This window comes from Streptomyces sp. NPDC002845 (assembly GCF_053591955.1).
Genome location: NZ_JBSFUU010000027.1, coordinates 7,163 through 20,026, shown reverse-complemented (window position 1 = coordinate 20,026; position 12,864 = coordinate 7,163). Strand labels below are relative to the sequence as shown.

The window sequence follows — 12,864 nt, the reverse complement described above, 5'->3', positions numbered from 1 at the left end:
ATGACGAAGATCGTCAACCACTGGATCGGCGGCAAGACCGTCGAGGGTGCGTCGGGTGCGTACGGGCCGGTCACCGACCCCGCGACCGGCGCGGTGACCACGCGGGTCGCCCTCGCGTCCGTGGACGAGGTGGACGCGGCGGTACAGGCCGCCAAGGAAGCGTATGTGACCTGGGGCCAGTCCTCGCTGGCCCAGCGCACCTCGATCCTCTTCAAGTTCCGCGCGCTGCTCGACGCCAACCGCGACGCCATCGCCGAGCTGATCACCGCCGAGCACGGCAAGGTGCACTCGGACGCGCTCGGTGAGGTCGCGCGCGGCCTGGAGATCGTCGACCTGGCCTGCGGGATCAGCGTGCAGCTGAAGGGGGAGCTGTCCACGCAGGTCGCCAGTCGTGTCGACGTGTCCTCGATCCGGCAGCCGCTGGGTGTCGTGGCCGGCATCACGCCGTTCAACTTCCCGGCCATGGTGCCGATGTGGATGTTCCCGCTCGCCATCGCCTGCGGCAACACATTCGTGCTGAAGCCCAGCGAGAAGGACCCCTCGGCCGCCATGAAGCTCGCCGAGCTGCTGGCCGAGGCCGGGCTGCCCGACGGCGTTTTCAACATCGTCCACGGCGACAAGGTGGCCGTCGACCGCCTCCTGGAACACCCGGACGTCAAGGCGGTCTCCTTCGTCGGCTCGACCCCGATCGCCCGCTACATCCACACCACGGCCTCCGCGAACGGCAAGCGCGTCCAGGCACTGGGCGGCGCCAAGAACCACATGCTGGTCCTCCCGGACGCGGACCCGGACGCGGCGGCGGACGCCGCGGTGTCGGCCGCGTACGGCTCGGCGGGCGAGCGCTGCATGGCCATCTCCGCCGTCGTCGCCGTCGGCGCGATCGGCGACGAGCTGGTGGAGAAGATCCGCGAGCGCGCCGAGAAGATCAAGATCGGCCCGGGCAACGACCCCACGTCGGAGATGGGCCCACTGATCACCGCAGCCCACCGCGACAAGGTGGCCTCGTACGTGACCGGCGCGGCGGCCCAGGGCTCCGAGGTCGTCCTCGACGGCACGGGCTACACCGTCGAAGGCTACGAGGACGGCCACTGGATCGGCATCTCGCTGCTCGACAAGGTGCCGACCGACTCGGACGCGTACAAGGACGAGATCTTCGGCCCGGTGCTGTGCGTGCTGCGCGCGGAGACGTACGAGGAGGGCGTCGCCCTCATCAACGCCTCGCCGTTCGGCAACGGCACCGCGATCTTCACCCGGGACGGCGGCGCCGCCCGCCGCTTCCAGCTGGAGATCGAGGCGGGCATGGTCGGCGTGAACGTGCCGATCCCGGTCCCCGTCGGCTACCACTCCTTCGGTGGCTGGAAGGACTCCCTCTTCGGCGACCACCACATCTACGGCAACGACGGCACGCACTTCTACACCCGCGGCAAGGTGGTCACCTCGCGCTGGCCCGACCCGTCCGACACCCCGGCGGGCGTCGACCTCGGCTTCCCGCGCAACCACTGAGGCGGGCGATACTCCTTTCCGACAACCGTATGGCCCCGATCGGGGGATGCCGCTTCCCCCGATGAGGGGCATACCGGGGCCCGGGCGTACCACTGTCGTGCGCGGGCGCGTTGGCAGCGACATGGAACGCACAGGCATCGCCGCCTATCGCCTGCCGGCGAGCACGGATCGACAGGTACGGTACGGCGGCCTCACCGGCATGCTCCGGGACGACCCACCCATCTACGCAGCCTTGCTCACGGAGTGGCAGGACAGTGGCCGGATGGTCCCCGGTGCGCAGGACGCACAGTGGACTGCCCTCGTTGCGATCACTGCGGCAACGTGGTGGCAACGTCAGACTTCGGCAGACGTCACACGCCGTTCCGGCCGGTGGGAACGCGTCGCCGAACCGCCCCCGGCTCATCCGGCCGACCTGGTGTCCGTTTGCTGAAGGGCCCCCCTTTGCCGAATGCCCCCGCGCCTCGGCGCATTCACTCCGCGATGTCCTCGGCGGGGGGTGGGTGGTCAGCCGGGTCGGCCGCCACTGTGGCTGTAGAGCCGCGCGGGGGCCGTCCCGCACATCGGGCACCGCCGCCGCGTGCCGGCCTGCGCGGCGAGGGTGCCGAGGGCCTGCTGCAGGGCCAGCTCCACGGCGGCGGGCACGAACAGGGAGCCGGTGCCGTCGGGCGGGACCAGCCAGCGCAGATTTCCTGCCGCCCGATGCGGCGCGGGCGCTTTGATCCACCCGCCTTTGCCCAGATAGCGAATGTCCGAGCCGATCCAGCTGCCTGCGGGATCCGGAGGCAGGAAGAAGCCCACGCGGCGGGCGGCGGCGTCCGCGAGCGCGGGCCCGGGCGCCTGCGGGATGCACAGCAGGGTGTCGAGGGCCAGTACGCCCAACTCCTCCGGGACGCTCAGCACGTCCCAGAAACGCCCGCAGGCCAGCACCGAGATGCCGGATTCTCCGCGCCACTGGCGCTTGCAGGCCTGTGGATTGGACGCTGCGGCGGCCAGCCACTCCATTGCCTGTTTTGCCTGCTTCACGGCTCTCTGCATGATGATCCCTCCGGGATTCGTCAGCCCGCGCAACGATGTACTTCCCCCTCGCTGCCGGGGTGGTCGGGCCCGGCCTGTTCATGCTGGTGGGTATCTCTATTCCGCGGAAGGGGTGGCGCACCATGGCGATTACATTCGGAATGTTCGCTTTTGGAGCAGGTGTTCCCCTGGTCCCGGACACTCGTCCCTCGGATGGGCGGATCCGGGCCGCCGGGTGCCGGACTCAGGCTCTGAAAGCCCACTTGGAGGAGGGTGAGGCATTGCGGTGCCGAGAAGTGGCCTTGCGGGGCGCCCGGGTCAGCGTGACGCACCGTCGCTGGAAACAGGTCAGTGCCGAAATCGCCGGGATTGCCGCAGCGGAAATACCGGGAGTGTCCTCGGCGCCCGGGTGACGCACAGCACCATGGCCACGGCGGAGTAGGAACAGCACAACGCCCCATGAATGTGTGGCACGGCGATGCTGGTGCAGAGCGGCCCGCTGGATCGACAAGGAGGCCACTGCCCAGGGCCCGTAGACCAGCAGCGGCCACCAGTGGTTCGCGTCGGAGCCGGCAGGGGCGTCGGTTGCCATCTCGCGCAACGGGTCGTGCACGACGATGCCGCTGAACACGCTGACCATGGCGACGGCGAGGCTCACCACCGCGGCGATCAGTCGGCTGACCATCTGCAACAGTGGCACCCGGGTTCTGCGTTTCCGGACTCGGCGGTGCCCAAGGGGTGCGCGCCGATGTCCCAGACTGGCCCGCTGATCACCGCCGCGCACCGCGACAAGGTGGCGTCCTATGTGGCGGGCGCGGCGGCCCGGGGTTCCGAGGTGGTGCTGGACGGCACCGGGTACACCGTCGAGGGCTACGAGGACGGCCCCTGGCTCGGCATCAAGGTCGTCACCTCGCGCTGGCCCGACCCGTCCGACGCCCCGGTGGGCGTCGACCTCGGCTTCCCGCGCAACCACTGAGCGCGGCCGGCGGCACGAGCGTTGTTGTCAATCAGCTGTCACTTGTGCGCCGTCGCTCCGGTGCGGCGCACAGGCCACGCCGTGCGCCGGAGGGTGTGCCTCCCGGTCGACCTGGTGTACTCCGGCTTTGTTTCCGCAGGTCACACGTGGGGTTCAGGTCGCTTCGCATACCGCGTTCGCGGTACGAGGAGGAGGACCCGTAATCCTGTGGGATGGTCCAGGGTTCAGACTGACGGCGACATTCGCTGTCGGTGGGTGCCCTTACCGTTGACGCATGGATCTTCGACTGTCCGCATTGCGAGGGCCGCGCCGCTGGGTCGCCGTGACAGCGGCCGCGGCCGTCGCCGTGCTCGCCGGCGCCGGTGTGTGGACCGCCGGCGCCTCGGACGATGCACCGGCGGTGCGACGTGCCGACAGCGTCATGGCTTTGGGAGACGGGGCGCGGATCGACACCTCGTACTTCACCGCGGGCTCGGGTGGTCGCCGTCCGGCCGTCCTGCTCGGCCACGGCTTCGGCGGCAGCAAGGACGGCGTACGCGAGCAGGCGGAGGAGCTGGCGCGCGACGGGTATGCGGTGCTGACCTGGTCAGCGCGCGGTTTCGGGCAGTCGACCGGCAGGATCGGGCTGAACGACCCCGAGGGCGAGGTCGCCGACGTCTCCCGTCTGATCGACTGGCTGGCCGAGCGGCCCGAGGTCGAGCTCGACAAGAGCGGCGACCCGCGCGTGGGTGTCACCGGCGCCTCGTACGGCGGGGCGATCTCGCTGCTGGCGGCCGGGTACGACCAGCGGGTGGACGCCATCGCACCGGCGATCACGTACTGGAACCTGGCGGACGCGCTGTTCCCGAACGGCGTCTTCAAGAAGCTCTGGACCGGCATCTTCTTCAACAGCGGCGGCGGCTGCGACCGGTTCGAGGCACAGCTGTGCGAGATGTACGACCGGGTCGCCGAGTCCGGGACGCCCGACGCGGACGCGGTGGAGCTGCTGGAGGAGCGCAGCCCCTCCGCCGTCGCCGACCGCATCATGGTGCCCACCCTCCTTGTACAGGGCCAGTCCGACTCCCTCTTCCCGCTCGGCCAGGCCGATGCCGCCGCCAAGGCGATCCGTGCCAACGGCGCTCCGGTGGACGTCGACTGGATCGCGGGCGGGCACGACGGCGGCGACATGGAGACCGACCGGGTCGAGGCCCGGGTCACCGCCTGGTTCGACCGTTATCTGAAGAACGAGCCGGGCGTCGACACCGGCTCCGCCTTCCGTGTCACCCGGACGGGCGGAATCGACTCCACCGACGGCACCGCCCAGCTGCGGGGCGCGAGCAGTGACACATACCCCGGTCTGGAGAGCGGGCAGCAGACCATCGTCCTGACCGGGCGCGAGCAGACCTTCGACAACCCGCCGGGCGCCAACCCGCCCGCCGTCTCCGCCCTCCCGGGCCTCGGCGGCGGTGGCCTCGCCCAGCTGTCGTCCCTCGGCGTCGGGATCTCACTCGACTTCCCCGGCCAGTACGCCCAGTTCGAGTCGGCCCCGGTCGGCGAGGACCTGCGGATCACCGGATCGCCGACAGCCACCGTGCACGTGACGTCCTCCACCGATGACGCCGTTCTCTTCGGCAAGGTCTACGACGTCGGTCCGGCCGGCACCCAGCAGGTGCTGCCCTCCCAGCTGGTGGCCCCCCTCCGCGTCGAGGGCGCCAAGGACGGCAAGGACGTCACGATCACCCTGCCCGCCATCGACCACGAGGTGGAAGCGGGCCACCGGCTCCGCCTGGTCCTCGCCTCCACCGACCTCGGCTACGCGTCCCCGGTGACCTCGGCGACGTACACCGTGTCCCTGAAGAGTGACCTGTTGGTTCCGACGGCCTCCGGGGTGTCCACCGCGGCGGCGCCGCTGCCCGCGTGGGTGTGGTGGCTGCCGCTGGCGGGCGCGCTGGTGGCGCTCACCCTGCTGCTGACCGGCCGCCACCGCAGTGCACCCGCGTCGGCGGCGGAGGCGGGCCTGTCGGACGTCCCGCTCCAGATCACCGACTTGAGCAAGCGGTACGCGAAGTCGGCGGACCAGTACGCGGTACGGGAGTTGTCGTTCCGCGTGGAGAAGGGCCAGGTCCTCGGCCTGCTCGGGCCGAACGGCGCGGGCAAGACGACCACACTGCGCATGCTCATGGGCCTGATCAAGCCGGACGACGGCGAGATCCGCGTCTTCGGCCACGCCATCCGCCCGGGCGCCCCGGTGCTGTCCCGCGTGGGCGCCTTCGTCGAGGGCGCGGGCTTCCTGCCGCATCTGTCCGGCCGTGACAACCTGGAGCTGTACTGGCGGGCGACGGGCCGCCCGCCCGAGGACGCCCACCTGGACGAGGCCCTTCAGATCGCGGGCCTGGGCGACGCGCTGTCCCGCGCGGTGCGCACCTACTCCCAGGGCATGCGCCAGCGCCTCGCCATAGCCCAGGCGATGCTCGGCCTGCCGGACCTGCTCATCCTCGACGAACCGACCAACGGGCTCGACCCGCCCCAGATCCGCGAGATGCGCGAGGTCCTGATCCGGTACGCGGCCGCCGGGCGCACGGTCATCGTCTCCAGCCACCTGCTGGCCGAGGTCGAGCAGTCCTGCACGCACCTGGTGGTCATGGACCGCGGGCGCCTCGTCCAGGCGGGCCCGGTCGGCGAGATCATCGGCTCGGGCGAGACCCTGCTCGTCGGCACCGCCTCCCCCGTGGAGGAGCCCGTCGTCGAGAAGGTCGGCGCCCTGCCCGGCGTGGCCTCCGCCGCGAGCGCCGAGGGCGGGTTCCTGGTCCGCCTCGACACCGACGGCAGCGCCCAGCGCCTGATCGCGGAACTCGTACGGCTTGAAGTACCCGTGGAGTCGGTGGGACCCCACCGCCGCCTGGAGGACGCGTTCCTCACCCTGATCGGAGGTTCCGCATGAGCAGCACACTCGCCGAGAGCACGGCGAGCGCCGAGGTCGCCTCCGGCTACCGGGCGGGGCGGACGCTGCCGCTGCGCGTGGAGCTCGTCCGGCAGCTGAAGCGCCGCCGGACCATCGTCATGGGAGGCATCCTCGCCGCGCTGCCGTTCGTCCTGGCCGTCGCCTTCGCCATCGGCGGCGAACCGGGCGACGGCGACGGCGGCGGCAACCGCATCAACCTGATGGACACGGCCACCGCGTCCGGGGCGAACTTCGCCGCGGTGAACCTCTTCGTGTCCGCCGGGTTCCTGCTGGTCATCCCCGTCGCGCTGTTCTGCGGGGACACCATCGCCTCCGAGGCGAGCTGGTCCTCCCTGCGCTATCTGCTCGCGGCGCCCGTACCCCGGGCCCGCCTGCTGTGGTCCAAGCTCGTCGTGGGGCTCGGCCTCAGCCTCGCCGCGATGGTGCTGCTGTCGCTGGTGGCCCTCGCCGTCGGCGCGGTGGCATACGGCTGGGGCCCGCTGCAGATCCCCACCGGAGGCAGCCTCTCCACGGGCACGGCCGCCCAGCGCCTGGTCATTGTGGTGGCATACATCTTCGTGTCCCAACTGGTCACCGCCGGGCTCGCGTTCTGGCTGTCCACCAAGACGGACGCGCCCCTCGGTGCCGTCGGCGGCGCGGTCGGCCTGACCATCGTCGGCAACGTCCTCGACGCGGTCACCGCCCTCGGTGATTGGCGGGACTTCCTGCCCGCGCACTGGCAGTTCGCGTGGGCGGACGCCGTGCAGCCCCGTCCGGAGTGGGCCGGCATGATCCAGGGCACGGCGATTTCCATAACGTACGCACTGGTGCTGTTCGCCCTGGCCTTCAGGGGTTTCGCCCGCAAGGACGTGGTCTCCTAGGTCAACGGAAGATCACCTACCGGTCTCGACGGGCCCTCGCCGTGGCCGCTTCGCAATCCATCCGCAATGCTCCATCGCGCACGTCCCGGCCCCCTGGCGCGTCACAGTCACAAAGGTCGACGTCAACGGACCGAGGGGGCACCAGAGATGGAACGCAACCGAACACGGCGGCTGCGCGGCGTGTTCGTCGCCCTGACCGCCGCGAGCGGCCTGTTGCTCACCGCGTGCGGCGCGGGCAGCGACGGCGGTGGCAACTCGTCGTCGTACGACCGCCACAACAGCAGCGGAGGCCGTGCGGACGGCCTGCCCGCACCCGCCCCCGACCAGGACGACGGCACGGCCGAGGGTGAGCAGCGGGGCGACGACTACCGCGAGTTCGCCCCCTCCTCCGACTACCTATCCACCTTCGCCCTCGACGTCGACACCGCCTCGTACGGGTACGCGCGCCGCACCCTCGCCGACGGGGGCCTGCCGGCCCCGTCGACGGTCCGCCCGGAGGAGTTCGTCAACAGCTTCCGCCAGGACTACGAACGCCCCGACGGCAGCGGCTTCTCCGTCACGGTCGACGGCGCCCGCACGGAGGAATCGGCCGACGGGGACTGGTCCCTGGTCCGGGTGGGCCTGGCCACGCGAGGTGAGGAGAACGAGGGGGAACGGCCTCCCGCCGTCCTCACGTTCGTCATCGACGTCTCCGGTTCCATGGGCGAACCGGGCCGCCTCGACCTGGCCCAGGACGCCCTCGGCGTGATGGCGGACCGGCTGCGCGACGACGACTCGGTCGCGATCGTCACCTTCAGCGACGAGGCGGAGACGGTCCTGCCGATGACCCGCCTGGACGACGACGGCGGCCGCGACCGCGTCCACGACGCCATCGAGAGCCTGGAACCCACCAACTCCACCAACCTCGGTGCAGGCGTGGGCACCGGCTACGCCACCGCCGTCGAGGGCCTGCGCGAGGGCGCGACGAACCGGGTCGTGCTCCTCTCCGATGCGCTCGCCAACACCGGCGAGACCGACGCGGACACGATTCTCGAACGCATCGCCGAGTCCCGGCGCGAGCACGGGATCACGCTTTTCGGTGTCGGTGTGGGCAGCGACTACGGCGACGCCCTCATGGAGCGCCTCGCCGACGAGGGCGACGGCCACACGACGTACGTGTCGACGCAGGAAGAGGCTCATGAGGTCTTCTCCTCCGAACTCCCGCGCAACATCGACCTCATGGCCCGCGACGCCAAGGCGCAGGTGACCTTCGACCCGGAGACGGTCGCCGAGTTCCAGCTGATCGGCTACGACAACCGCCAGGTAGCCGACGAGGACTTCCGCAACGACCGGGTCGACGGCGGCGAGGTCGGCCCCGGCCACACGGTCACCGCTCTCTACGCCGTCCGAGTCCGGCCCGGCGCCTCCGGCCACCTCGCCACGGCGACCGTCCGCTGGCTCGACCCCGACACCCGGGCGCCGCACGAGGAGTCGGGCTCCCTGGAGACGGACGCCCTCCACGACGACCTGTGGAACGCCTCACCCGACCGTCTCCAAGTCGCCGCCGTGGCCGCCTACTTCGCCGACGCCCTCCGCCAAGGCGACAGCCGCTGGAGCGACCTCCCCGGCCGCCCCGACCTGCGCCAACTGTCCGACCGGGCGGAGGAACTGGCGTACACCACGGAGGACGAGGACCTGCACGACCTGGCAGACGCCATCGAAACGGCGTCCCGGAGGCTGGACCAGGCAGGCCGCGTCCGGGGCCCTGTCACACCCGTGGGGCCGGTGAGCAAATTGAGTGAAACCCGTTGAACTTCTCCTACGCCTGGGTAAGTTTACTTCCCAGTAAGCGGCAGTTGTACGTACGGCAACACGTCAGCAACGACGCGACCGGGAGCCGTCATGAGCGTACGTAAGGACTTGAGGCAGGCGAAGCAGCGCTCCGACCTGGTGAATCGCGTCAAGGTCGAGGTCGTCAGAGACGAGCACGGCGTCGTCCGGGAGGCGCGCACGCCCGCCCTCGCCCCGAGGGCGGCGACCGGCACCATCGCCGACCTGCCCTTCACCAACGCGGCCGAGGCCCCCGACGCCGTGGTCCTGCGCCGGGAGACACACGGTGCCTGGCAACCGGTCACGGCAGCCGTCTTCGCCCGCGAAGTCACCGCCGCCGCCAAGGGGTTGATCGCCGCCGGCCTCGAACCGGGCGGCCGTATCGCGATGATGTCCCGCACCCGCTACGAGTGGACGGTCCTCGACTTCGCCATCTGGGCGGCCGGTGGCCAGTCCGTGCCCATCTACGCCACGTCCTCACCCGAGCAGATCGAGTGGATCGTACGGGACTCCGGCGCCCGCCTCGTGATCGTGGAGACCGCCGAGAACGCGGAGGCCGTAGCCACGGGCACGGCCCGTCACTCCCAACCCCCGCGCCTGTGGCAGCTCACGCCGACATCAGCTGCTGACACAGCGGGGGACGCGCTCACCCAACTCATCGACCTGGGCCGTGACATCCCCGACGAGGAGCTCACCAAGCGCCGCACCGCCCTCACTCCCGACACACCCGCGACCCTCTGCTACACCTCGGGAACCACCGGCCGCCCCAAGGGCTGCATCCTCACCCACGCCAACCTCCACGCCGAGGCCGCCAACACGGTCGAACTGCTCCACCCCGTCTTCAAGGAAGTCACCGGCCAGGTGGCCTCCACCCTCCTCTTTCTCCCGCTCGCCCACATCCTGGGCCGCAGCCTCCAGATCGCCTGTCTGATGGCCCGCATCGAACTGGGTCACTTCCCGAGCATCAAGCCCGACGAACTCCGCCCCGCATTGCACGCATTCCGCCCGACCTTCCTCGTCGGCGTCCCGTACCTCTTCGAGAAGATCCACGCCACGGGCCGCGCCACCGCCGAACGCATCGGCCGCGGCGCCTCCTTCGACCGCGCGGACCGTATCGGGGTCCGCTTCGGGGAGACGTACCTGAACAAGTTTCTCGGCACGGGCAAGGGGCCTGGCCTCGGCCTGTACGCCGCCTGGGCCCTCTACGACCTGCTGGTCTACCGCCGCGTCCGCAAGGAACTCGGCGGCCGTATGCGCTACGCCATCAGCGGCGGCTCCCCGCTCGACCGCAACCTCAACCTCTTCTTCTACGCCGCCGGCATCATCGTCTACGAGGGCTACGGCCTCACCGAGACCACTGCGGCCGCCACCATCGTCCCGCCGCTGCGGCCCCGCCCCGGCACGGTCGGCCAGCCCGTCCCCGGTACGGCGGTCCGCATCGCCGAGGACGGCGAGGTACTCATCCGGGGCGGCATCGTCTTCGGTTCCTACTGGAACAACAAGGCCGCCACCGACGCCGTCCTCACCGACGAGTGGTTCGCCACCGGCGACCTGGGCTCCCTCGACGAGGACGGCTACCTCACCATCACCGGCCGCAAGAAGGACATCCTCGTCACCTCCGGCGGCAAGAACGTTTCTCCGGCCGTCCTGGAGGACCGCCTGCGCAGCCGCCCGCCGGTCGGCCAGTGCATCGTCGTCGGCGACAACCGCCCGTACGTCGCCGCTCTGATCACCCTCGACGCCGAGGACATCACCCACTGGCTCTACGTCCGCGGCATGCCCGCCGACACCCCCATGTCCGAGCTGGTCCACGACCCCCGGATGCGCGCCGATGTCCAGAAGGCCGTGGACTACGCGAACCAGGCGGTCTCCCGCGCCGAGTCCATCCGGGAGTTCCGGCTGGTGGAGGGCGAGTTCAACGAGGAGAACGGCCTGCTCACCCCGTCCCTCAAGGTCAAGCGGCACGCGGTGATGAGGGCGTACGCGCACCAGATCGAGGCGCTCTACACCAAGAAGTGAGTCGGCACACGAAGGCGGCACGACGAAGTGGGCACACGAAAGCGGGCCGCCGATGTGCTCGGCGGCCCGCTCGCACGGTGCCGCGGTCAGCTGCCGTTGTTCGTGCCGTTGCCGGACAGGACCGGGATGTCATCCAGGATGTGCGAGAGCGGTTCGTCGCCCTTGGCCTGGGTGGAGCTCTCGACACACTGCTGGTTCTGGGGGGCCGACAGGATGGGGATGTCCTGTACGGTGACCGGCACGACACCGACGATGGAGCCTGCGTTCGCCTTGGCCGGCAGGCCGACACACGGCTTGTTCAGCGAACCCTGGATCAGAGCCATCTGAGGGCTCATGTTGCCGTTCGTGGTCGAGTTGCCGAACTCCTGGATGGCACCGTCGCCGTTGGTGGACGTCGTGCCACCGTCGTCACTGATTGCCAGTGCCTGCGGTGCGGCGGCAGCCGAGGCGCCGACGACGGAAACAGCGACAGCCGTTGCGGCCATTACCTTCTTGATCACTAGCTGGTCCCTTCTGAGAGACTCCGTCCACCGGAGCGCTCTGGTCAACGGCCGCAGCCGTGTGTGGTTGCTCGTGTTCACTCCGATGGCTTATCGGTAACAACCGGTGACCTGGTGCCAGGCAGGCGAATTGTCGCAAGAAATTACCAAGGAGCGTTCGGGTGAATTCACATCGCCTCGCGTTCCGCAGTTGCTTCGGCTGTCTATGCCTCGTTTACAGCCTGTAGGTCATGGTGCGAGCTATTCATGCTGCGCTCGCTTCGGCTTCGGCCGACACAGGGCATGACCGAACAGAGAAGGGAAACTTCATGAAGAAGAGTGCTGCTGTCGTCGCGGGCGCAATCATGGCAGTGGGCGCGGCTGCCCCGGCCATCGCCGACACGGGCGCCCAGGGCTCCGCCACGAACTCACCGGGTTTCATCTCCGGCAACGTGGTCCAGATCCCTCTGCACGTTCCGGCCAACCTCTGCGGTAACACGATCAGCGCCCTCGGTCTGCTGAACCCGGCGTCCGGCGCCATCTGCAGCATCAACTGACGGCGTTGCAGCAGCCGCCCTGGCTGCGTCACAGCCGGCCTTGGAACGCTCTTTCGACTCCAGGGCCGGCTTTCCCCATCTCTCCAAGCAGGAAGACAACGAACGATGCGACAGACCCTGAGCAGGGGGGCGGTCGTGGCTGCGACCGCGACGAGCATCCTGAACCTGTGCGGCAGCGCCGCCTTCGCCGACTCCGACGCGGACGGAGCCACTATCGGCTCGCCCGGTGTCCTGTCGGGCAACAATGTGCAGGCGCCGGTGAGTGTTCCGGTGAATGTATGCGGCAATTCCGTGGACGTGGTCGGTGTTCTCAACCCCGCGTTCGGCAACTTCTGTGGTCACACCGGCGCGTCGGACGGCACCCCGAGTCAGTCCGACGCGGACGGAGCCACTATCGGCTCGCCCGGTGTCCTGTCGGGCAACAATGTGCAGGCGCCGGTGAGTGTTCCGGTGAATGCGTGCGGCAATTCCGTGGACGTGGTGAGTGTTCTCAACCCCGCGTTCGGAAATTCCTGTGGTCACGTCGGCTCGGATTCCGGCGCGTCGGTGGGTATCCCGAGTCAGTCGGGTGCGGTGGAGCCGGTGGAGCCGGTGGATTCGGGTGTGTCGGTGGGTATCCCGAGTCAGTCGGGTGCGGTGGAGCCGGTGGAGCCGGTGGATTCGGGTGTGTCGGTGGGCATCCCGAGTCAGTCCGGTGCGGTCGTAC

General features: G+C 69.8%; 10 protein-coding genes and 1 pseudogene. 8 read left to right on the top strand and 3 right to left on the bottom strand.

Translation table 11 applies throughout. The annotated features are described in order from the left end of the window. On the top strand, positions 1-1,503 hold the full coding sequence (gene mmsA / locus ACWD3C_RS20845; RefSeq protein ID WP_451145928.1) for a CoA-acylating methylmalonate-semialdehyde dehydrogenase: 1,503 nt from the start codon (positions 1-3) through the stop codon (positions 1,501-1,503). Between the two features lie 504 nt (positions 1,504-2,007). Here mmsA and ACWD3C_RS20840 read toward each other — a convergent pair. Both ACWD3C_RS20840 and ACWD3C_RS20835 read right to left on the bottom strand, forming a co-directional pair. Continuing rightward, positions 2,008-2,538: a hypothetical protein gene (locus ACWD3C_RS20840; protein ID WP_451145927.1), complete on the bottom strand. Its 531-nt coding sequence runs from the start codon at positions 2,536-2,538 to the stop codon at positions 2,008-2,010. 223 nt (positions 2,539-2,761) lie between these two features. After that, positions 2,762-3,202 carry a hypothetical protein gene (locus ACWD3C_RS20835; RefSeq protein WP_451145925.1) on the bottom strand — a complete coding sequence of 147 codons (441 nt, stop codon included), beginning with the start codon at positions 3,200-3,202 and terminating at the stop codon, positions 2,762-2,764. Positions 3,203-3,268: 66 nt separating this feature from the next. Between ACWD3C_RS20835 and ACWD3C_RS20830 the strand changes: the two are divergent. From ACWD3C_RS20830 to ACWD3C_RS20810, 5 genes and pseudogenes are all read left to right on the top strand, one after another. Beyond that, positions 3,269-3,493: pseudogene (locus ACWD3C_RS20830) on the top strand (hypothetical protein); the annotation flags it as partial. Positions 3,494-3,767: 274 nt separating this feature from the next. Further along, complete coding sequence (locus ACWD3C_RS20825; RefSeq protein WP_451145923.1) at positions 3,768-6,413, top strand: alpha/beta fold hydrolase; 2,646 nt, start codon at positions 3,768-3,770, stop codon at positions 6,411-6,413. Continuing rightward, the gene (locus tag ACWD3C_RS20820; RefSeq protein ID WP_451145921.1) at positions 6,410-7,294 is read left to right on the top strand and encodes an ABC transporter permease; all 885 of its coding nucleotides are present in this window, start codon (positions 6,410-6,412) and stop codon (positions 7,292-7,294) included. The genes ACWD3C_RS20825 and ACWD3C_RS20820 overlap by 4 nt, the downstream gene beginning before the upstream one ends. 147 nt (positions 7,295-7,441) lie before the next feature. Continuing rightward, positions 7,442-9,085 (top strand): YfbK domain-containing protein, encoded by a 1,644-nt coding sequence (locus tag ACWD3C_RS20815; RefSeq protein WP_451145919.1) that lies wholly within the window; start codon positions 7,442-7,444, stop codon positions 9,083-9,085. Positions 9,086-9,175: 90 nt separating this feature from the next. Further along, complete coding sequence (locus ACWD3C_RS20810) at positions 9,176-11,122, top strand: AMP-dependent synthetase/ligase (RefSeq protein ID WP_451145917.1); 1,947 nt, start codon at positions 9,176-9,178, stop codon at positions 11,120-11,122. An 86-nt stretch (positions 11,123-11,208) separates the two neighbouring features. Here the strand turns inward: ACWD3C_RS20810 and ACWD3C_RS20805 are convergent, their stop codons facing one another. Continuing rightward, positions 11,209-11,622 carry a rodlin gene (locus ACWD3C_RS20805; RefSeq protein WP_451145915.1) on the bottom strand — a complete coding sequence of 138 codons (414 nt, stop codon included), beginning with the start codon at positions 11,620-11,622 and terminating at the stop codon, positions 11,209-11,211. Between the two features lie 308 nt (positions 11,623-11,930). On the opposite strand from ACWD3C_RS20805, the gene ACWD3C_RS20800 reads away from it, so the two are divergent. Both ACWD3C_RS20800 and ACWD3C_RS20795 read left to right on the top strand, forming a co-directional pair. Further along, positions 11,931-12,158, top strand: coding sequence for a chaplin (locus ACWD3C_RS20800; RefSeq protein ID WP_451145913.1), 228 nt, complete (start codon positions 11,931-11,933; stop codon positions 12,156-12,158). Positions 12,159-12,263: 105 nt separating this feature from the next. Beyond that, on the top strand, positions 12,264-12,864 hold a 601-nt coding region (locus ACWD3C_RS20795), incomplete at its 3' end, for a chaplin (protein ID WP_451145911.1).